Origin of the sequence: Iodobacter violaceini, assembly GCF_011601265.1 — a bacterium.
GTDB lineage: Bacteria > Pseudomonadota > Gammaproteobacteria > Burkholderiales > Chitinibacteraceae > Iodobacter > Iodobacter violaceini.
Map to the genome: position 1 here is coordinate 244,932 of NZ_JAAOLX010000002.1, position 19,792 is coordinate 264,723.

At 53.9% G+C, this 19,792-nt stretch carries 21 protein-coding genes; 16 read left to right on the forward strand and 5 right to left on the reverse strand.

From position 1 onward, the window contains the following. The first annotated feature begins 1 nt into the window (after position 1). The 16 genes from HA050_RS04720 to HA050_RS04795 all read left to right on the forward strand — a co-directional run bounded on the left by HA050_RS04720 (position 2) and on the right by HA050_RS04795 (position 15,515). On the forward strand, positions 2-535 hold the full coding sequence (locus HA050_RS04720; RefSeq protein WP_166822720.1) for a COG4648 family protein: 534 nt from the start codon (positions 2-4) through the stop codon (positions 533-535). Further along, positions 528-2,225, forward strand: coding sequence for an ApeI family dehydratase (locus HA050_RS04725; protein WP_166822723.1), 1,698 nt, complete (start codon positions 528-530; stop codon positions 2,223-2,225). The genes HA050_RS04720 and HA050_RS04725 overlap by 8 nt, the downstream gene beginning before the upstream one ends. Next, complete coding sequence (locus tag HA050_RS04730) at positions 2,222-2,959, forward strand: glycosyltransferase family 2 protein (protein ID WP_166822726.1); 738 nt, start codon at positions 2,222-2,224, stop codon at positions 2,957-2,959. Before HA050_RS04725 ends, HA050_RS04730 begins: the two co-directional genes overlap by 4 nt. Beyond that, complete coding sequence (locus HA050_RS04735) at positions 2,956-3,915, forward strand: lysophospholipid acyltransferase family protein (RefSeq protein ID WP_166822729.1); 960 nt, start codon at positions 2,956-2,958, stop codon at positions 3,913-3,915. The genes HA050_RS04730 and HA050_RS04735 overlap by 4 nt, the downstream gene beginning before the upstream one ends. Then, positions 3,902-5,446 (forward strand): HAL/PAL/TAL family ammonia-lyase, encoded by a 1,545-nt coding sequence (locus HA050_RS04740; protein ID WP_166822732.1) that lies wholly within the window; start codon positions 3,902-3,904, stop codon positions 5,444-5,446. The genes HA050_RS04735 and HA050_RS04740 overlap by 14 nt, the downstream gene beginning before the upstream one ends. After that, positions 5,436-5,882, forward strand: coding sequence for an acyl-CoA thioesterase (locus tag HA050_RS04745; protein ID WP_166822735.1), 447 nt, complete (start codon positions 5,436-5,438; stop codon positions 5,880-5,882). Before HA050_RS04740 ends, HA050_RS04745 begins: the two co-directional genes overlap by 11 nt. Next, positions 5,879-6,496 (forward strand): outer membrane lipoprotein carrier protein LolA, encoded by a 618-nt coding sequence (locus HA050_RS04750; RefSeq protein ID WP_166822738.1) that lies wholly within the window; start codon positions 5,879-5,881, stop codon positions 6,494-6,496. The genes HA050_RS04745 and HA050_RS04750 overlap by 4 nt, the downstream gene beginning before the upstream one ends. Further along, a complete protein-coding gene (locus tag HA050_RS04755) occupies positions 6,489-8,825 on the forward strand; it encodes an MMPL family transporter (RefSeq protein ID WP_166822741.1) in 2,337 nt (778 codons plus the stop codon). The genes HA050_RS04750 and HA050_RS04755 overlap by 8 nt, the downstream gene beginning before the upstream one ends. A gap of 2 nt (positions 8,826-8,827) precedes the next feature. Next, positions 8,828-9,097, forward strand: a complete 270-nt coding sequence (locus HA050_RS04760) for a CBU_0592 family membrane protein (protein ID WP_205836291.1) — start codon at positions 8,828-8,830, stop codon at positions 9,095-9,097. A 66-nt stretch (positions 9,098-9,163) separates the two neighbouring features. Then, complete coding sequence (locus tag HA050_RS04765; RefSeq protein WP_166822744.1) at positions 9,164-10,387, forward strand: NAD(P)/FAD-dependent oxidoreductase; 1,224 nt, start codon at positions 9,164-9,166, stop codon at positions 10,385-10,387. Beyond that, positions 10,375-10,941, forward strand: a complete 567-nt coding sequence (locus HA050_RS04770; protein WP_166822747.1) for a DUF3261 domain-containing protein — start codon at positions 10,375-10,377, stop codon at positions 10,939-10,941. The genes HA050_RS04765 and HA050_RS04770 overlap by 13 nt, the downstream gene beginning before the upstream one ends. Before the next feature lie 162 nt (positions 10,942-11,103). After that, complete coding sequence (locus HA050_RS04775) at positions 11,104-12,288, forward strand: beta-ketoacyl-ACP synthase (RefSeq protein WP_166822750.1); 1,185 nt, start codon at positions 11,104-11,106, stop codon at positions 12,286-12,288. Next, the gene (locus HA050_RS04780; RefSeq protein WP_166822752.1) at positions 12,275-12,754 is read left to right on the forward strand and encodes a hotdog family protein; all 480 of its coding nucleotides are present in this window, start codon (positions 12,275-12,277) and stop codon (positions 12,752-12,754) included. Before HA050_RS04775 ends, HA050_RS04780 begins: the two co-directional genes overlap by 14 nt. 209 nt (positions 12,755-12,963) lie before the next feature. Beyond that, entirely contained in the window at positions 12,964-13,695 is a 732-nt protein-coding gene (gene fabG / locus HA050_RS04785) for a 3-oxoacyl-ACP reductase FabG (RefSeq protein WP_166822755.1), read from the forward strand. Further along, on the forward strand, positions 13,692-14,918 hold the full coding sequence (locus HA050_RS04790) for a beta-ketoacyl-ACP synthase (protein WP_166822758.1): 1,227 nt from the start codon (positions 13,692-13,694) through the stop codon (positions 14,916-14,918). Before fabG ends, HA050_RS04790 begins: the two co-directional genes overlap by 4 nt. Before the next feature lie 162 nt (positions 14,919-15,080). Then, positions 15,081-15,515, forward strand: a complete 435-nt coding sequence (locus tag HA050_RS04795; protein ID WP_166822761.1) for an excinuclease ATPase subunit — start codon at positions 15,081-15,083, stop codon at positions 15,513-15,515. Between the two features lie 107 nt (positions 15,516-15,622). On the opposite strand, the gene HA050_RS04800 is transcribed toward HA050_RS04795, so the two are convergent. From HA050_RS04800 to glyA, 5 genes are all read right to left on the reverse strand, one after another. After that, positions 15,623-16,330: a riboflavin synthase subunit alpha gene (locus HA050_RS04800; RefSeq protein ID WP_166822764.1), complete on the reverse strand. Its 708-nt coding sequence runs from the start codon at positions 16,328-16,330 to the stop codon at positions 15,623-15,625. Then, positions 16,331-16,510: a YfgJ family double zinc ribbon protein gene (locus HA050_RS04805; RefSeq protein WP_205836292.1), complete on the reverse strand. Its 180-nt coding sequence runs from the start codon at positions 16,508-16,510 to the stop codon at positions 16,331-16,333. It abuts the gene before it with no gap. Then, the gene (gene ribD, locus HA050_RS04810; protein ID WP_166822770.1) at positions 16,500-17,627 is read right to left on the reverse strand and encodes a bifunctional diaminohydroxyphosphoribosylaminopyrimidine deaminase/5-amino-6-(5-phosphoribosylamino)uracil reductase RibD; all 1,128 of its coding nucleotides are present in this window, start codon (positions 17,625-17,627) and stop codon (positions 16,500-16,502) included. The genes HA050_RS04805 and ribD overlap by 11 nt, the downstream gene beginning before the upstream one ends. Positions 17,628-17,847: 220 nt before the next feature. Continuing rightward, positions 17,848-18,300 carry a transcriptional regulator NrdR gene (gene nrdR / locus HA050_RS04815; protein ID WP_099396191.1) on the reverse strand — a complete coding sequence of 151 codons (453 nt, stop codon included), beginning with the start codon at positions 18,298-18,300 and terminating at the stop codon, positions 17,848-17,850. Between the two features lie 178 nt (positions 18,301-18,478). Continuing rightward, positions 18,479-19,726: a serine hydroxymethyltransferase gene (gene glyA / locus HA050_RS04820; RefSeq protein ID WP_166822773.1), complete on the reverse strand. Its 1,248-nt coding sequence runs from the start codon at positions 19,724-19,726 to the stop codon at positions 18,479-18,481. Positions 19,727-19,792: the final 66 nt, after the last annotated feature.

Here is a 19,792-nt window from a genome sequence, read left to right on the forward strand (position 1 = left end):
AATGCGTACCCTCGTTTTAGGCATCATCACCCTCGCTTACCCTGTACTGATTTATCTTGGTTTGGGCCATTTCGAGCCAAAGTGGCTGGCACTATTGCTGGTGGCCATGGCCCTGACACGTGCCTTGCTGACGAAAGAAAAAATCTGGCTGATTGCTGCGGCGGGCGCGGCCTTGCTGGCCATGGTGAGTTTTACAAGTAACCAGCTTTTGCCTCTCAAGCTTTACCCCGTTCTGGTTAATGGGGTGCTTTGTGCCGCTTTTGCACTGTCGCTGGCGTATCCGCCCAGCGCCATAGAGCGCCTGGCAAGGCTGAGCGAGCCCGATCTGCCAGAGAGTGGCGTGCGGTATACACGCCGGGTAACGCAAGTTTGGTGTGGTTTTTTTATTTTTAACGGCTGCGCGGCCTTGATCACCGCGTTTTGGTCGGATGCTGCCTGGGCCTTATACAACGGATTGATTGCCTACATTCTGATAGGTGCACTCTTTCTGGGGGAATGGATCATCAGGCGGCGAGTCAGGGCTGCTTATGGCTAACTTTATTTCACTGGAGCGCCTGCTGTTTACGGGCAGGGAATCCACCTTCCGCGTGGCAAAAAACGCCGGGCAAAGCATGGATTACGACAACTTCATTAAAGAAGTTGCCCGCTGGTACCATGCATTCAGCCTGCACAGCGGCCACCGCTTTGCACTGTATTTCAATGACAGCGCAACTTTTGCCGCCGCGCTTTTAGGCGCATGGCACGCGGGTAAATGCGTGTACCTGCCCAGCGACACCCTGCCAGCCACTTTGCAAAAACTGCAGGAAAGCACGGATGGCTTTGCCGGTGATGTTCCGGCAGCGCTCTCGCCCATTGCTGCGGCAAATGAATCTGTAAGCAACTGGCAAGTATTGGATTTAAACTCCGTCATGCTGGTGGTCTTTACATCGGGCAGCAGCGGCGAGCCCTGTGCCATCCCTAAAAAGCTTTCGCAACTAGTTAGTGAAGTTGCTGCACTTGAAGCCTGCTTTGGCAAGCAAAGCGCCGGGGCCACCGTGCTGGCCACCGTCTCGCATCAGCATATTTACGGGCTATTGTTCCGCATTCTGTGGCCGCTGTCGGCCGGGCGTATTTTTGATACGGAACGGCTGGTTTACCCTGAAGACATTGCCGCAGCGATCAGCAATGCCTCGCCTGAAGCAACGATTCTGGTAGCCAGCCCCGCCCATTTAAAACGCCTGCCTGAGCAGCTGGACTGGCTGGCCCAATCCTTACGCGCGATATTTTCTTCCGGCGGGCCTTTGCCTGCGGAAGCCCTGCCCGCCTGCCGCAATTTACTGGGCAGCGCCCCGTTTGAAATCTACGGCAGCTCTGAAACCGGCGGTATTGCCTGGCGGCAACGCCAGCAGGATCATCAAACCGTATGGCGAACGCTGCCAGGCATTGCGATTCGGGTAGAAAACGAGACGCTCTTTTTGCGCTCGCCTCATCTGAGTAATAACGACTGGCAAGCCAGCAATGATCGCGTCACGCTTACCCCAAATGGCTTTGAGCTGCTTGGGCGCAGCGACCGTATTATCAAGATCGAAGAAAAACGCATTTCGCTCAGCGCAATGGAGCAGGCTCTGCTGGCCACAGAGCTGCTGGACGACGTACGCCTGATTACCCTGCCCGGCCCGCGGCTTTCTCTGGGTTTAATCGCCTGCCCCAATGAAGCGGGCTGGTGCTTAATTGATAAGCAAGGTAAAAAGGCGCTGAATCAGGCCTTACGCCATGCGCTGGCAGATTCAAGCGAAGCCAGTGCCCTGCCGCGCCGCTTTCGCTATACATGGGCTTTACCCAGCAATACCCAGAGCAAAACCACCCACGCTGCACTGCTCGCGCTGTTCGATCCGCGCCGCCCCGAAGCCCGCCTGATTGAACGCAGCAAAGACGCCGCATTGCTGGAGATTGATGTAAACGCCGGCTCGCCCTTTTTTGACGGCCACTTTACTACTGCCCCCATTTTGCCGGGCGTGGCACAGGTAGAGTGGGCGCTTTGCCTTGCACGTGAGCTGTTTGAGCTGCCCGCTGCGTTTTTGCGCATGGAAGTACTGAAGTTTCAACAGGTAATCCGCCCCCGCAGCCAGATTCAGCTGGAGCTGAAAACACTCAGCAAAGACTCTGAAACCATGCTGACATTTAAATTTGTTTCTGCAGCAGGCACACACGCCAGCGGCCGGATTGTTTTAGGAAATCCAGCATGAAAATATGCGCCGTGATTCCTGTTTATAACCATGGCGAAGCCATCAGTGCGGTTGTACATGCCGTACGCAGCCATGATCTGCACTGCATACTGGTCGATGATGGCAGCCATGCCCGTTGCGCGGCCGTATTAGATCAGCTGGATAAAGAGCTGGCGCAAAATGTAACCCTCGTGCGGCTGGCGAAAAACCAGGGTAAGGGCGGCGCGATGGTGGCGGGCCTGCGCTGCGCGCTTGATCTGGGCTACAGCCATGCCTTACAAATTGATGCGGATGGCCAGCACGATACCGCCGATATTCCCGCTTTTATTGCTCTGGCAAAACAAAACACCCGTGCCCTGATTTGCGGCTGCCCGGTTTACGATGAAAGCGTGCCCAAAGTACGCCTGTATGGCCGTTATGCCACCCATATCTGGGTGTGGATTAACACCCTGTCGCTGGCGATTAAAGACTCAATGTGCGGCTTTCGCATCTACCCGCTTGCGCCCACTATTGCGCTGTTTAACAGCCGCAATATCGGTAAACGCATGGATTTTGATATTGATATTGCGGTGCGTTTGTACTGGCGCGGCATGCCGGTCATTAACCTGCCTACAAAAGTGACCTACCCCAGTGACGGTGTATCTCACTTTAAAGCCCTGCTGGATAATGTACTGATCTCACGCATGCACGCACGGCTGTTTGCAGGCATGTTGCTGCGCTCTCCGTTGCTCATCTGGAGAAAGCTGTCCACGTGAGCTCATCCCCACAAAACAAGGAAAAACCCCAGCAGCACTGGGCAGATATCAGTGAGAACACCTTTATCGCAGGCATCTGGCTGCTTTTTTGGGTGCATAAACTCCTGGGCCGCTGGCCTTTCCGGCTGTGTCTTTATCCGGTCATTACCCTGCAATGGTTAAGCCGCCCGGCCCTGCGCCACGCATCGATGCAATATTTGCAACGTCTGGAGGCCACTACAGACGCGCTGGGCCATGCTGCAAACTGGCGGGACAGCCTGAAACATCTCGCGCTTTTTGCTGAAACCATGCTGGATAAGCTGCTGGCCGTTTCTGGCCGCTATCAGTTCAGCAATGTCAGGACAGAAGGCCGTGAAGCGTTTTACGCCACTGCAGAGCAGGGATCGGGTGGCGTCATTATCACCGCCCACCTGGGATGCCTTGAGATTTGTCGCGCCATGGCCGAAGACACAGGCAAAATTCGCCTCAATATCCTGGTACACACACATCACGCAAAGCAATTTAACCAGCTCTTAAAGCGGCTTAATCCTGCTAACGACTTGCAACTGATCGAAGTATCGGAAGTCGGCCCTGCAACCGCCGTCTTGCTGGCCGAAAAAATAGCTGCCGGTGAATATATTGTCATTGCTGGTGACCGGATTCCCGTCTTTGCCAGCCAAACTGTCCAAGCTGATTTTTTAGGCCACAGCGCGCCTTTTCCGGCAGGCCCTTACGTCTTAGCCAGCCTCTTAAAATGCCCGCTTTATTTACTGGGCTGCATCCACGAAGGGCGTGGCTATCGCATTCATTTTGAAACACTGGCAAGCCGGGTGATTTTGCCACGTGGACAGCGCAATGAAGCAATAGCGGGCTATGCCACACAATATGCACAAGCCATCACCGCGCTGCTCAAACGTTCGCCCTACGACTGGTTTAACTTTTTTTCCTTTTGGGATCAGACACATGACAAACACTAAGCCTGCCATCACTATTGATGGCACACGATTAAGCATCGAAGACATTGTTGCGATCTCCCTGAAAAAATCATCTGCGGCACTGTCGGGCGAGCCGGAATTTCGCCAGCGGATTCAAAAAGGCGCTGATTTTTTAGACCGCCTGCTGCGTGAAGACGGTGTTATTTATGGTGTTACCACCGGTTATGGCGATTCTTGCACCGTAACGATTCCACCCGAGCTGATCAGCGAGCTGCCGCATCATCTTTACACCTATCACGGCTGCGGTGCCGGGCGCTTTTTAACGCAGGAAGAAACCCGTGCCGTACTGGCTACGCGGCTGGCTTCTTTATCGCAAGGAATGTCGGGCGTCAGCATTGCCCTGCTTGATCAGCTGGAAACCCTGCTTAAACACGATATCCTGCCGCTGATTCCGGCCGAAGGCTCGGTCGGGGCCAGTGGCGATTTAACCCCCCTGTCTTATGTGGCAGCCGTACTCTGCGGCGAGCGGGAAGTGATGTATCGCAATGAACGCCGCAATGCCCGTGATGTACTGGCAGAGCTGAATATCCAGCCGCTGCGACTACGCCCCAAAGAAGGGCTTGCCATGATGAATGGCACTGCGGTGATGACGGCACTGGCCTGCCTTGCCTGGCAGCGTGCTGATTACCTGTGCAAGCTTACGGCCAGACTCACCGCCATGAATGTAGTGGCCAGCGCGGGCAATGCCAATCACTTTGATGAAACGCTGTTTGCCGTTAAACCCCACGCCGGCCAGCAAGCCGTGGCGGCCCGCATCCGCAATGATCTGGCCAGCCCGCGGCCCAGCCGTAATGACGAGCGGCTGCAGGATCGCTACTCGCTGCGCTGCGCCCCGCATGTGATTGGCGTGCTGGAAGACGCACTGCCATTTTTCAGAACCCTGATCGAAAACGAGCTGAACAGCGCCAACGATAACCCGATTATCGATGCCGAAAACGAGCGCGTTTTACACGGCGGCCACTTCTATGGCGGCCATATTGCTTTTGCCATGGACAGCCTGAAAAACACCGTGGCAAATCTGGCTGATTTACTCGACCGCCAGCTGGCGCTGCTCGTTGATACCCGTTTTAACCACGGCCTGCCATCTAATCTGTCTGGCTGCACCGGCCCGCGTGCGGCAATTAATCATGGCTTAAAAGCACTGCAAATCAGTGTATCTGCCTGGACCGCCGAAGCACTGAAGCAAACCATGCCGGCATCGGTCTTCAGCCGCTCTACCGAATGCCACAATCAGGATAAAGTCAGCATGGGCACGATTGCAGCACGCGATGCCTTACGCGTGCTGGAGCTAACCGAGCAAGTAGTCGCTGCCATGCTGATCGCAGCGCGCCAGGGTATTGCGCTGCGCCGCCGTATTGATCCGACACTGCAGCTGCCGGATGCACTTGCTGCCATGCAGGCGGATCTGGAAGACCGCATTCCGCTCTTGGTAGAAGACCGCGCTTTAGATAAAGAACTGCAAGCTTTGATTTTGGATATTCGTGCAGAAACCTGGATGCTCTATGCCGATTAATCAAAACCATCCGGCCCATCCCCGCCTCAGTATCGAGATTGCACTCAGCCCGGCTTTTCACGATCTTGATCCAATGGATATCGTCTGGCACGGCAATTATCCCAAATACCTGGAAATTGCCCGCTGCGCCCTGCTCAGCCAGTTTAATTACGATTATCCGCAAATGAAAGCATCCGGCTATGCATGGCCGATTGTGGATATGCGGCTGAAATATGTTAAACCGGCCCGTTTTGAGCAAAAGCTGATCGTGCGCGCCGAAATTGTGGAGTGGGAAAGCCGCTTAAAAATTAATTACCTGATTAAAGATGCAGTCAGTGGCCAAAAAATCAATCAGGCCCATACCATTCAGGTGGCTGTCGATATGAGTACGGGTGAGATGCAATATGTTTGCCCGGCCATTCTTTGGGAGCGGCTAGGCGTGGAGGAGCCGCAGTGAAAATCAATTTCAAGCACTCACTTGCCATCGTTTTGCTCAGCCTCTTCACCTTCAGCAGCCATGCCGCAGATTTAACCGCCAGCGTGAAAGAGCGCCTGGCTCAGCCTGGCGTGCTGCGCGGCGATTTTGAGCAAAACAAACAGGTGAGCGGTTTTAAAAAACCGCTGGTATCACGTGGCGATTTTTTAGTTGCGCGGGATTTGGGTGTGCTTTGGCGCACCAAAACGCCTTTTGCCAGCACCCTTAAGCTAAGCCGTGATGAAATAGTTGCCACACAGGATGGTGCCGTGGCTTTTCGCCTGAGCGCCAGCAAAGAGCCCTCGGTACGGATGATTAACGGCCTGCTGTTTTCTTTAATGAATGGCGATGTCAGCAGTCTGGGCGAGCTGTTTAAGATTGAAGGCGGCGTCAACGGCAAGGCATGGCAGCTTACACTGACCCCCAGACAAGCGGCTCTGGGCAAGATCATGCGCAAGATTGAGCTCTCCGGGGACCAATTTGTGCGCCGTATTTTGCTGGATGAAGCCAATGGTGACCAAACCGCGATACACCTGAGCGCACAAAACACCGAGCCTGCCAAACTCAGCAGCGAGGAGCACACTCGTTTTGAGTAATCAGGCAACCATCCGGCTGCTGGCTAAAATCTGGCTGCTGATCGTGCTCACCTTTACCGCCCACAATATTTATCTGTGGTCCGGCCATTTGCAGCTGGATACCGATATTCTCGCCATGCTGCCGCAGGATGAGCGCGACCCGACAGTGCAAAACGCCACGCGGCAACTCAGCGATGCGGCGGCTAAACGGGTTGTTATCCTGATTGGCGGCCAGGATTGGGAAAGGACGCGCATGGCTGCTGACGCTTATGCTGCCAGCCTGGAAAACAGCGGACTGCCCCTCAATTTACGTTACAAAATGGACGATGAAAGTGCATGGCTCAGCTTTTTCGTCCCTCATCGCAATCAGCTGCTGAGTGCCACACAACGCCAGCAACTGGAAAACAGCAGCAGCGATGAGCTGGCCCGGCGCGCCATTGCCGCGCTGTATCAGCCCGGCATCGGCATGCCCCGCCTTGGCGAATGGCAGGATGACCCGCTGAACTTACTTGGCGAATGGCTGGGGGAGCGGGCTGCCGAAAGCAAAGTCCGTATCCGTGACGGGCGCTTATCGCTGATCTCTTCGTCCGCATCCGGCGAGGCTTTCTATATTTTGCTGACGCTGGAGCAACAAGATTCAGCGTTTTCAATCAGGGCGCAGCAAGCACTGATTCCGGTACTGGATGCGGCCAAAGCAGCTGCACTCAAAACTCAGCCTGAAGCAGAAGTATTCAGCGTTGGCGTGCCCTTGCACGCAGCTGCTGCGGCCAGCCAGGCAGAGCGCGAAGTCCACACCATAGGGATCGGATCAATGATCGGCATTGTGCTGCTCACTGTGTTTGCCTTCAGTGCCATCCGCCCGCGTATTTTGGTCACCCTCTCGATTGCCATTGGCCTGCTTGCTGCAATTTCGGTCTGCACCTTAATCTTTGGCCGCCTGCATTTAATCACGCTGGTATTTGGGGCCAGCTTAGTCGGTGTGGCCGAAAACTACGGCAGCAATTATTTCAGCAGCCGCCAGGGCCGCCCCGCAGCGGAGCGCTGGGCCATGCTCAAAGCTCAGTCGCCAGTGATGTGGCTGGCGATGCTCACCACCGCCATTGGTTATTTACTGCTGGCACTCACCCCATTTCCTGGTTTGCGGCAAATTGCCGTTTTCTCAGCCACAGGCCTCTTGGCCGCTTTTGTAACTGTGCTGTGGTGGTTCCCGCTGTTTGATAAAGGGGAGATGAAACACACCCGATTGTCACTCTGGATAGGCTCACGCCGTGCACTCTGGCCAGGCCTGGGGCACAATCGTTTAACGCTGATATTTAGCTTAATCGTGGCAATCACCTTGCTTTGGGGCGGCTTATCCATCACAGGCAATGACGATGTGCGGCTCTTGCAAAGCTCGCCTCCCGCACTGATTACCCAGCAAATTAAAGTCAGTAAGCTGCTTGATTTACCCAGCCCGGCGCAATTTTATTTGATTCGCGGTGCAAGCACCGAGGCAGTACTGCAGCAGGAAGAAGCGCTCAAAACCCGGCTTGCGCCTCTGATTGCCAGGGGCAGTATCAGCGGCTATCAGGCCATCAGCGATTGGGTTCCCTCCTTAGCACAGCAGGCAGCAAACCAGACACTGATCGAACGCGTGGTATTTGGCGGGCAAGGTGTGCTGGCCAGAGCCAGCCTGGCGCTGGGCGAAACGCTGACGCCAGCTTTCAAACCCGCCGCGCCGCTTATAATTGCAGACTGGCTGGCAGCGCCCGTTTCAGAACCGCTGCGCCATCAGTGGCTGGGGAAGTTTGAAAACGGCTACGCCAGCGTGATACTGCTGCGTGGCGTAAGCAAACCAGCGCAGCTTGCAGAGCTGGCGGCCATTGCCCCCAGCGTGGCCGGTGTGCGCTGGGTAGATAAAGTAGCTGAAGTCTCCGCCGTTATGGGCCGCTACCGTGTGCTGATGGCTTGGGTGATTGCACTCAGCTATCTGCTGGTTTTTGCCGCGCTCAGCTACCGCTTTGGCAAGCAGGCATGGCGGGCGCTGCTGCCCACCCTGCTCGCCAGTGGTCTGGCCCTGGCCATTCTGGCGCTGCTGGGCCAGCCCCTGCAGTTATTTAATATTCTGGCGCTGCTGCTGATTTTAGGCATGGGCGTGGATTATGGGATTTTCCTGCTGGAAAACCCCGAACGCCATGCAACAAGGCCTTTTTTATCAGTGACACTGGCGGCTGCATCCACCCTGCTGGCCTTTGGCCTGCTGGCCCTGTCTGCAACCCCCGCCCTGCACGCTTTTGGTCTGACCATGCTGCTGGGCATCGGATTATCCTGGTTCTTAACCCCGGCATTTATGCCACCAACCAAGTCATAACAATGATTTCAATCAGCAATCAATTTATTTTCAAACACCTGCGTACCATAGAGATGATCGGGGTGCTGATGCGTATCTTCAGCTTCAGCCTTGTCAGCTGGCTGGGCCCGGCCAGCCCGTTTATGTTTGTCTGGAGCCTGAACACCATCGACGCCATTATGCTGGCCTGGTGCTCGGCGTTAAAACGCGACTCCGCTTACACACTATTGAATGGCTTTTGGATTATTGTTGGCCTGATCGGCATTTTAAGAGCAGGGCAGTTTATTCATTGATTAGCCCGGCCGCCCCCTGGGCCGCAGAGCAGAACAACAAAACCGAAAATACAGAAGAGAAATGAAATGCGTATTGAACACACAGAAATACTGATTATCGGCGCAGGCCCTTCCGGCTCTGTGGCGGCAGGCTTATTGCGTAAGCAAGGGCGTCAGGTGCTGATTATTGAGAAAGAAGTCTTCCCACGTTTTTCGATTGGCGAAAGCCTCTTGCCGCAAAGTATGGAATACATTGAAGCGGCAGGTTTTTTACAGGATGTGATTGAGGCAGGTTTTCAGTATAAAAACGGTGCGGCATTTGTGCGTGGGGAGCAAACCACCGCTTTTGATTTCAGAGATAAATTTTCAAGCGGCTGGGGCACGACATACCAAGTGCAGCGCGGTCACTTTGACCATGTGCTGGCAAAGGGTGCAGAAAAAGCAGGCGCGGTGATTCGCTACCAGGAGCAAGTCACCGCCATCGGCATGGATGGCGATCAGCCTTTAATTACCGTGCAGTCGGCCACAGAAACCTATCAAATCAGCGCTCGCTTTTTACTGGATGCCAGTGGCTTTGGCCGGATTCTGCCTCGCTTACTCAAGCTGGAAACGCCATCTGATTTCCCTGTGCGCGGCGCTTACTTTACCCATATTGAAGATCGCATTTCAAAAGAAGGCTTTGATCGCAATAAGATTCTGGTCAGCGTGCACCCGGATCATCACGATGTATGGTTCTGGACGATTCCTTTTTCCAATGGCCGCTGCTCACAAGGTGTGGTCGCCAGGCCGGAATTTTTAGAACAATATCAGGGCAGCGAAACCGAGCGTTTACAGGCCATTATTGCCGAAGTGCCTACCCTGTCAGCCGTACTTAAAAACGCCGTTTGGGATACACCGGCCCGCCAGCTGATTGGTTATTCTGCCAATGTCAGCAGCTTACACGGCAAAGGCTATGCCCTGCTGGGCAATGCGGGCGAGTTTCTGGACCCGGTATTCTCCAGTGGCGTAACCATCGCGGTGAAATCTGCAGCCCTTGCCGCCGCCGCGATTGAGCGCGAGTTTGCGGGTGAAGCAGTGAACTGGCAGAGCGATTATGCAGATCCGCTCAAAGCTGGCGTCGATGCATTCAGAGCCTTTGTGAGCAGCTGGTATGAAGGTGGCTTTCAGGATGTGATTTTCCACAAGGATCAGTCTGCGGACGTGCGCCGGATGATCTCCGCTATTCTGGCGGGCTACGCATGGGATTTAAACAATCCCTATGTGGCGCAGCCTAAGCGCTTAAAAACGCTGGAGCAATTGTGCGTGGCTTAATGGTTTTGATGCTCGCACTGCTCAGCGCCTGTACAAGCCAGGAGCCTGCAATCAGCCTGCCCCTGCTGCGCCTTGCTCCTGCTGCTTTTGCTACAGCGATGCCGCTTAGCCTGAGCCAGAGGCTGACGGTAACCCCCCTGCCAGCCAGCCGGGGTGAAACAAATTCGCCAGCCAAAAACCTGGATGCCTTACTGGAAATCAATCCTGATCAGGTACAGCTGGCAGGCTTTGCACTGGGGCAGCGTATTTTAACGGTAGGCTGGGACGGGCAATCGCTGACAAGCAGCCGCCACGCCCTGCTGCCCAAAGAGGTAGATGAGCAGCGCGTATTGCGTGATGTGCAGCTGGTGTACTGGCCGCTCGCCACCATTCAGGCGGCTTTACCTGCGGGCTGGGCGCTCAGTGAAGAAAGCGGCGTCAGAACACTGACGCAAGGACCACACACCATCATCACCATCCGCTACCACGCCGAGCCTCGCTGGGCAGGGCAAACTGAATTAGAAAACACCCTTGAGCACTACCGGCTGGTGATTGATTCAAAAGAAACACAATGACCCCGATGATCTGCAGATACAGAAAAAGGTGAGAACACAAAGCACACAGAGCCCCCAAAAAAAGGTTTTCTCCGTGAGCTGTTTTCAAACGCTGTACTCTCTGTGTCTGCAGACCTGAGGTTTCTGACAGGAATAAGCATTTTTACTTCATAGCCAAACACAATGAGTATTTATTTAAATCAACTGGGCATTATTTGCGCGCTGGGTAATGGCGTTGCTGACGTGCGCCAGGCGTTATTTGCAGATGCGCCAGGCGGTGTTGCGCCTGCGGCATGCCTGGGTAAAACCCTGTATCTGGGCGCGGTGAACAGCGGGCTTGCCTCGCAAGACGCATTGCCAGCTAAGTTACACAGCCGCAATAACGCATTGCTGCTAACCGCGCTGGAACAAATTCGCCCTGCGGTGGACGCGGCCATTGCCCGCTTTGGTACGGAGCGGATTGGCTTGGTTTTAGGCACCAGCACCTCCGGCATTGGCGAAGCGCAAGCAGCCATTGCCGGGTATCAGGCCACAGGCCAGCTTGCAGCTGGCTTTCACATGGCGCAGCAAGAGTTAGGCTCCCCCGCAGCCGCACTCAGCACCCTTCTGGGTCTTGCAGGCCCGGTGATGGTGATCTCCACCGCATGTTCTTCCAGCGCCAAAGCGATGGCGAGTGCAGCAAAGCTGCTCAATGCAGGAATGTGCGATGTGGTGATTTGCGGCGGTGTGGATTCGCTGTGCGATTTCACTGTTGCTGGTTTTTCGGCGCTGGAATCGGTCAGTGCTGAGCGCTGCCTGCCCATGAGCATTCATCGCAGCGGCATTAATATTGGCGAAGGCGCGGCCTTATTCTTAATGAGTAAAGAGCCTGGCCCCGTCGCATTATTAGGCTGGGGAGAAAGTTCGGACGCGCATCATATTTCAGCACCCGCACCAGACGGCAAAGGGGCCAGTACCGCCATGCAGGAAGCGCTGCAGCGGGCCGCTCTGCAACCGGCAGACATTGGCTATATTAATCTGCACGGCACGGCCACATCGCAAAATGATGCGATGGAAAGCCTCGCCGTTGGCCAGCTGTTTGGCAGCCAAACGCCATGCAGCTCGACCAAACCTTTAACCGGCCATACGCTGGGCGCGGCAGGAGCCATTGAAGCGGCCATCTGCTGGCTTACCCTCAGCGGCAATCCCACAGGGCAACTTCCCCCTCACTGGTGGGATGGCGCAAGCGACCCGGCAATTACCCCTCTGGCGCTGGTTAAACCCGGGCAATGCACAGACACGCCACTGCAATATGCATTAAGTAATTCCTTTGCATTTGGCGGCAGTAATGCTGTCCTTATTTTTGGAAAAAACCATGCAGCCGATTGAATACCCCATCAGCGAGATCGTGCCGCACTCAGGCAGGATGCTTTTGCTCGATCGCGCCATCGCCGGAGACGAAACGCATTTTGAATGCGAAGTGACCATCGCCGCAGACAATCTGTTTTTTACCGGCACAGGCGTGGGTGCATGGACAGGGATTGAATTCATGGCACAAACCGTTGCTGCATGGGCTGGCTGGCAAGCAAGATTAGCAGGGCAAGTGCCTAAAATCGGCTTTTTACTGGGCAGCCGGCGCTATAGCTGCAGTGTGAGCGAATTTACCCTGGGCCAGGTGCTCAGCATCAGGATCAGCAGAGCCTTTCAGGCCGATAATGGCCTGGGGCAGTTTGATTGCCAGATTATGATTGAGCAGCAGGAAATTGCTCAGGCCCCGCTCACTGTATTTGAGCCACTGGATGCCGCAGCGTTTTTAGCGGAGCATGCGGAAAATCAAAGTGGAACAACAATATGAGAAAATCGTTTTAAGCAAGAAAAATGGCAAGTATAAGAGCGCTAAATTTTGAACCCAAGATGGCACAGAGACCGTGCAGTTTCACAGAGAAAATCACAAAGATAAACCGATTTCTCTGTGTTATCTGTGTCCCCGTTTTACTCTGTGGTTCAAGGTTCAGCACCTTGTGCAGACCCAAATAATTAAAAATACACAATGAGACGCAAGCAATGAGTAACAAAACAATTCTGGTCACAGGCTCCAGCCGGGGTATTGGGCGCGCTATTGCCATGCGGCTGGCAAAAGATGGCTTTGATATCGTGCTGCATTGCAAAAGCCGCATCGATGCCGCCGAAGCCATCGCAGCCGAAATCACCACTCTGGGCCAAAACAGCCGTATTTTGCAATTTGATGTATCCAATCGCGCCCAGGCCGCAGAAGTTTTACTCGCCGATATCGAAGCGCACGGCTGCTACTACGGCGTAGTCTGCAATGCGGGCATTGCGCTGGACAACGCCTTCCCCGCCATGCCTGCTGAAGACTGGGATGCGGTCATTCATACCAATTTAGACAGCTTTTACAATGTGCTGCACCCACTCACCATGCCGATGGTCAGACAACGTAAGCCAGGCCGCATTGTCACTTTATCTTCCGTTTCCGGCCTCATTGGCAATCGCGGCCAGGTGAATTACAGCGCGGCCAAAGCAGGCATTATTGGCGCAAGCAAAGCACTGGCGGTGGAGCTGGCCAGCCGTGCCATCACCGTAAACTGCGTGGCGCCCGGCCTGATCGACACCGAAATGGTGGATGAGCGCGTATTAGAAGAAGCGCTGAAAATCATTCCGGCCAGGCGCATGGGAAAACCTGAAGAAGTCGCCGCAGCCGTCAGCTTTTTAATGTCAGAAGATGCCGCCTATATCACACGTCAGGTGATTTCAGTGAATGGAGGCTTGGTAGGATGAAACGCGTTGTCATTACCGGCATCGGTGCCATCAGCCCGCTTGGCCACGACTGGAAAACCGTAGAACCGGCACTTAAGGCAGGTAAAAATGCCATTCAGGTCATGCCTGAGTGGCAGGTTTTTGAAGGGCTGAATACCCAGCTTGGTGCACCCGCAGCGCCCTTTGATCTGCCCGCGCATTACAACCGGAAAAGTACCCGCAGCATGGGCCGCGTCGCACTCATGGCGACGCGTGCCAGTGAATTGGCGCTGATCGACGCAGGTCTTCTGAATGATCCTCTGGTCACAAGCGGCCAGATGGGCATCTCTTATGGCTCGTCCGCTGGCACGCCCAAAGCCATTGGTGACTTTGGCCGCATGATGGCGGAAAAATCCACTGAAGGCATTAACGCCACCACCTATATCAAAATGATGTCGCACACCGCGGCCGTGAATATCGGCGTATTTTTTGGCATTAGCGGCCGCATCATCACCACCTCCAGTGCCTGTACCTCCGGCAGCCAGGGTATAGGTTATGCCTATGAGGCCATCAAATTTGGCAAACAAATTGCCATGCTGGCCGGTGGCGCTGAAGAGCTGGATGCCACCGAAGCCGCTGTTTTTGACACCCTGTTTGCCACCAGCGTACAAAACGCTACGCCCGAAGCCACCCCACGCCCTTTTGATGCCAAACGCGACGGCCTTGTGATTGGCGAAGGCGCGGGTACGCTGGTGCTGGAAGAGCTGGAACACGCACTGGCGCGCGGCGCGCATATCTATGCAGAAATCATTGGTTTTGGCAGCAACAGCGATGGCACGCATGTGACACATCCTAACGCGGCCACTATGGCCCAGGCCATCCGCCTGAGTCTTGAAGACGCCGCGCTGCAGCCCGGAGATATTGGCTATATCAATGCCCACGGCACCGCCACCGACCATGGCGATATCGCCGAATCCCACGCTACGCTGGCGGTGTTTGGTGCACACACGCCCATTAGCTCGCTCAAAAGCTATATGGGCCACACCCTTGGCGCTTGTGGTGCATTAGAAGCGTGGATCAGCATTGAAATGATGAACAGCGGCTGGTTTGCCCCTACCATCAATCTGACTGAGCCAGATGAACGCTGCGCCCCCCTGGATTACATTACCGGCTCAGGGCGGGCCATTGAATGCGATATTGTCATGAGCAATAACTTTGCTTTTGGCGGAATTAATACATCGCTGATTTTTAAGCGCTGGAGTTAAAGTACTTAAAGCGGAAACTTTGAAAGTTCTGCAGACACAGAGCTCAATAAGTACACAGAAACAACCTTAAAGAATTTTTATCGGGGATACTGTACAAATACCGCATCCCCAACAGCAACATCTTTAATTCAATACATGATCAATGCATACCAAGGAATAAAAATGAAAAAATTAGCTGCATTATTAATCGCCGGACTTTTATCCACTTCAGCCTTTGCCCGCGATACCGTATTGCACATCCCACTGGCTGATGTCCTGGCCATGCCGGAAGCGCAGGGTAAATTAGATGGTTCGGTTAAATTTTATTTAGCAGGCCAGAAAACACCCGCCATTAGCGAGAAATTATCTGAAGATGTTTCAAATCAAAAAACCAATGGCGTGGGCAAAAGCGATGAATTTGGCTGCAAATGGGCCGCACTATCAGCCTTAATTGCCTTTCAAAATTCCGCCAAAAAGAATGGTGCAAATGCCGTGGTCGATTTGGTGAGCTATTACAAAAGAAATGAAACAAAAAATGACACCACCATCGAATGCCATGCAGGTGGATTTGTGATTGGCGTGGCCTTAAAAGGCAGCTATGCCAAAGTGGCTCAGTAATATGCAAGGCGTGGGCACCGCTATATTGTGCCCGCGCATGCCAATCGCAAACGAGTGGGCGTTCGAGCTTGCCCACTCTGTTTAATTCAAAAATATCTGCTGCCTGCTTAAGGCTTTTTCAAAGCCACAGGTTCGGCCAGCGCGTAAACATCCACACCCTGCTGGGCCAGCAGGGCTTCCAGTGCGGGCATGAGTGCGCCAAGTTTTTCTTCTAAGGCATCGCGTACTGTATCGACGACCACCTGTGTGGCGCGCTCGATTTCTACATTGAATACGCTGCCCACACGCTTCCCTTCGAAAATGGTCATGCGGCGGGTTTCAGGGATCAGCCATACTTCAAACCAGCATTCGGCTTTATTGGTTTCGGATACGGTCAGGCTGGCACCATCCAGGGCGATATAGCCTTTGGCAAAAATATATTTCATCCCCTCTTTAGGCACGCCAATTCTAAAGCAGCAGTTTTCCTGATCTTTACGAATTTCTAAAAGCGTTGCTGTAAAATCCACATGACCTGAGAGCGGATGGCCGCCGATTTCGGCACCATCTTTGGCGGCGCGCTCGGCATTCACCTGGCTGCCCGGCTGCAGCTGCCCCAGCGAGGTGATGCGCAAGCTTTGCAGCATGACATCAAAACTGGCTTGGTCATTGGCAAAAATCTCGGTCACCGTCAGGCAAACACCATCGATTGCCACACTGGCACCCAGCTGAATATCTTTACAAAAGCCAGCCGGAAAAGCGATGCGAAATGTACGCATGCCTTTCCTGTCATCAATCGCTTCAATCTTTGCAACGCCTTGCACAATCCCCGTAAACATTTATTCAGCTTCCTTAAAGAGTTCTGGATTTGCTTCGCGCACGCGCTTCGAAGACTTAAGTAAATTGCAGTGATCACAAAAATAACTAATTGAGCCACAGGCCGCGACCACATCCAGCGGCCGCTTGCAATCTGGGCAAATTGGAAGCGATTTTTGTTCGCCCGACAGTTCATCCGACATAGAATTCTCCCGCATCAGTAAAGCGCAGTGTAAGACGCAAATCGTCTCCAACAAGGCGGCGCTCTACTACCTTAGCTTGTAGCTTGTGGTTCAGGTCATTTAAATCAAGCATGGCCATGCCTTTGGCCATATCGCCAATAATCACCGGGGCCTGATAAAGCAGCATTTCATCCACCAAAGCCGCTTCAAACAGAGCGCCAACCAAAACTCCGCCCGCCTCTGCCGTAACTTGATTGCAGCCCCTGCGGCCTAATTCATTCAGTAAGGCGGCTAAATCTACCCGCCCATGCGCATCGGCCAGAATCAACACTTCTGCCCCTGCGGATTCTAAAGCCTGACGCTTTGCTGCGTTTTCCTGAGCGCCCACAATCAACACCCCCGCCTGATTAAATAACTTTGCACCGGGAGGGGTTCTCAGCAGGCTGTCTACCACCACGCGCAGTGGCTGACGCTCGACCGCGAATTCGCGTACTGTCAGTTGCGGATCATCCGCCAGCACGGTGCCCACGCCAGTGAGCATGGCGCAGGATCGGGCGCGTAGTTTTTGTACATCAGACCTTGCCGCAGGGCCGGTAATCCACTGCGATTGCCCGTTAGCCAGCGCCGTACGGCCATCCAGACTGGCCCCCATTTTTACCGTCAGCCAAGGGCGGGCTCGCACCATACGGCTGATAAAGCCTTTGTGATGCTCAAGCGCTACTGCGTGCAACAGACCCGAACTCACTTCAAGTCCTGCCGCAGCCAAGCGCGCCAACCCTTGCCCCGCGACCAGCGGATTTGGATCAGTCAGTGCCGCGACAACGCGCACTACACCCGCTTTCAGCAGGGCATCGGCACAAGGCGGTGTACGGCCATGGTGGCTGCAAGGCTCCAGCGTCACGTAAGCGGTCGCGCCGCGGGCCAGATCACCTGCCACACTCAGGGCCATCACCTCGGCATGGGCACCAGGCGCGCCTTTTACCACACCGCCGCCCGCAGGCTGGCTAAACCCTGCTCCCACCACATGCCCGTTTTTCACCAACACACAGCCCACCGAAGGATTAGGCGCTGCACTGTTCTGCCCTAAAGCCGCCTGACGCAAAGCCAGCTGCATAAATTGATGATCGATCGCGTTCATGGGTTTACCTGAAATATGGCGGGGAAAAACCAAAGATCTGCAGACACAAGACTAAATAAGGACTCAGAGAACACAGAGAAAAACTGAAGGTTTTGATGCTCAGGCCAAGGCGGGGCTAATTACCCTAAAGCATATTTAACCTGAACAGGTATGTTTTCTTTTCTCTGTGTGCACTGTGTTCTCATCGTCCCTGTATCAGCAGACCTTTTAAAATATCGGGCTACTCCTTACTCACTTCCCGAATCACATCGCGAAAATCGTCGACATCCTGGAAGGAGCGGTATACGGAGGCAAAGCGGATATAGGCCACTTTATCAAGCTTGGCGAGCTCAGACATCACCATTTCGCCGATCTGGCGGCTCATGATTTCTCTGTCGCCCAGCGATAAGGCTTTTTGAATAATTCGAAGAATAGCGTCGTCCACCAGGGGCGTAGGCACCGGACGTTTATGCAGAGCGCGCTCAAAGCTGGTACGGATTTTTTCCCGATCAAAACCAGCACGCTGACCATTTTGTTTCACGACCTGCGGCAAGCGAACTTCGGCCGTTTCAAATGTGGTAAAGCGTTTATCACAAACAGGACAACGACGGCGACGGCGAACCAGATCGCCATCATCAGATACACGCGAGTCAGCAACCAGCGTATCAGGAGAACCACAGAAGGGGCACTTCATCACAACCCCGCAAAGAACAAGATGAATTCTAAAAAAACGTTAACCTTAAAAAGATCTGCAGGCACAAAGAGTAAAAAGAACACAAAGCACACGGAGAAAAACATAAAAAAGGATTTCTCTGTGTGCTTCATTTACTCTGAGTGCTCTGTGCCTGCAGAGCTTTTATTTCATCGGCTTATTAAGCGCCGTAAACCGGGAAGCGTGCTGTCAGTTCTTTTACTTTTACTGCAACAGCTGCAATGTTGGCTTCGTCATGCGGATTATCCAGCACATCTGCAATCAGATGAGCAACCTGCACCGCTTCTGCTTCTTTGAAACCACGGGTCGTGATCGCTGGGGAGCCGATACGGATACCGGAAGTCACAAACGGGCTTTCCGGATCATTTGGAATGGCGTTTTTGTTAACAGTGATGTGCGCAAGACCAAGCAGTGCATCTGCAGCCTTACCGGTTAAGCCTTTAGAGCGCAGATCCACCAGGAATACATGCGATTCGGTACGGCCGGAGATCACACGCAGACCACGTTCGATCAGGGCAGCAGCCATGGCTTGTGCGTTTTTCAGCACTTGCTCCTGGTAAGTTTTGAATTTTGGTGTTGCTGCTTCTTTAAATGCCACAGCCTTAGCTGCAATCACGTGCATTAAAGGGCCGCCTTGCAGCGTTGGGAACACATTCGAATTGATCGATTTTTCGAATTCGGCCTTAGCCAGAATCAGACCACCACGCGGGCCGCGCAGTGTTTTATGCGTTGTGGATGTTACGAAGTGAGCATGCGGCACTGGGTTTGGATACACACCTGCGGCGATCAGGCCGGCGTAATGCGCCATATCCACCATAAAGTAAGCGCCAACCTTGTCGGCGATTTCACGCATACGTGCCCAGTCAAAGCGCAGCGCATAGGCTGAAGCACCACCGATCAGAAGCTTAGGCTTGGTTTCAAGCGCAACGCGTTCCATATCATCGTAATCAATTTCTTCGTTTTCATTCAGGCCGTAAGCCACGATATTGAAAAGCTTACCGGAAAGATTAGCAGGCGAGCCATGTGTCAGGTGACCACCGTGACCCAGATTCATACCCATTACGGTATCGCCCGGCTTCAGGATGGAGAAATACACGGCCTGGTTAGCTTGCGAGCCGGAATGCGGCTGCACATTGGCATACTCTGCGCCAAACAGTGCTTTCACGCGATCAATCGCCAACTGTTCAACGGTATCAACAAATTCACAGCCGCCATAAAAACGCTTGCCAGGATAACCTTCGGCGTATTTATTGGTCAGTTGCGAGCCCTGAGCTTCCATCACCGCTGGGCTGGTGTAGTTTTCTGACGCGATCAGCTCGATATGCTCATGCTGGCGAACAACTTCACCTGCAATGGCAGCGGCTAAATCAGGATCGTATTGGGCGATAGTGGCGGACTTGGAGAACATAGAGTTGGCGCTTCCGTAAGTCGGTTGGGAATAGGGAATGCGCAGGATTCTACCACGGACGAGGCC

What these genes read in the sequence shown, in the direction of transcription:
- fabG (WP_166822755.1), top strand. Translation starts at nt 12,964, where the DNA reads ATGAGTAACAAAACAATTCTGGTCACAGGCTCCAGCCGGGGTATTGGG.
- HA050_RS04780 (WP_166822752.1), top strand. Translation starts at nt 12,275, where the DNA reads ATGCAGCCGATTGAATACCCCATCAGCGAGATCGTGCCGCACTCAGGC.
- HA050_RS04720 (WP_166822720.1), top strand. Translation starts at nt 2, where the DNA reads ATGCGTACCCTCGTTTTAGGCATCATCACCCTCGCTTACCCTGTACTG.
- HA050_RS04805 (WP_205836292.1), bottom strand. Translation starts at nt 16,510, where the DNA reads ATGTCGGATGAACTGTCGGGCGAACAAAAATCGCTTCCAATTTGCCCA.
- HA050_RS04740 (WP_166822732.1), top strand. Translation starts at nt 3,902, where the DNA reads ATGACAAACACTAAGCCTGCCATCACTATTGATGGCACACGATTAAGC.
- glyA (WP_166822773.1), bottom strand. Translation starts at nt 19,726, where the DNA reads ATGTTCTCCAAGTCCGCCACTATCGCCCAATACGATCCTGATTTAGCC.
- HA050_RS04730 (WP_166822726.1), top strand. Translation starts at nt 2,222, where the DNA reads ATGAAAATATGCGCCGTGATTCCTGTTTATAACCATGGCGAAGCCATC.
- HA050_RS04725 (WP_166822723.1), top strand. Translation starts at nt 528, where the DNA reads ATGGCTAACTTTATTTCACTGGAGCGCCTGCTGTTTACGGGCAGGGAA.
- HA050_RS04800 (WP_166822764.1), bottom strand. Translation starts at nt 16,330, where the DNA reads ATGTTTACGGGGATTGTGCAAGGCGTTGCAAAGATTGAAGCGATTGAT.
- HA050_RS04790 (WP_166822758.1), top strand. Translation starts at nt 13,692, where the DNA reads ATGAAACGCGTTGTCATTACCGGCATCGGTGCCATCAGCCCGCTTGGC.
- nrdR (WP_099396191.1), bottom strand. Translation starts at nt 18,300, where the DNA reads ATGAAGTGCCCCTTCTGTGGTTCTCCTGATACGCTGGTTGCTGACTCG.
- HA050_RS04760 (WP_205836291.1), top strand. Translation starts at nt 8,828, where the DNA reads ATGATTTCAATCAGCAATCAATTTATTTTCAAACACCTGCGTACCATA.
- HA050_RS04765 (WP_166822744.1), top strand. Translation starts at nt 9,164, where the DNA reads ATGCGTATTGAACACACAGAAATACTGATTATCGGCGCAGGCCCTTCC.
- HA050_RS04745 (WP_166822735.1), top strand. Translation starts at nt 5,436, where the DNA reads ATGCCGATTAATCAAAACCATCCGGCCCATCCCCGCCTCAGTATCGAG.
- HA050_RS04795 (WP_166822761.1), top strand. Translation starts at nt 15,081, where the DNA reads ATGAAAAAATTAGCTGCATTATTAATCGCCGGACTTTTATCCACTTCA.
- ribD (WP_166822770.1), bottom strand. Translation starts at nt 17,627, where the DNA reads ATGAACGCGATCGATCATCAATTTATGCAGCTGGCTTTGCGTCAGGCG.
- HA050_RS04775 (WP_166822750.1), top strand. Translation starts at nt 11,104, where the DNA reads ATGAGTATTTATTTAAATCAACTGGGCATTATTTGCGCGCTGGGTAAT.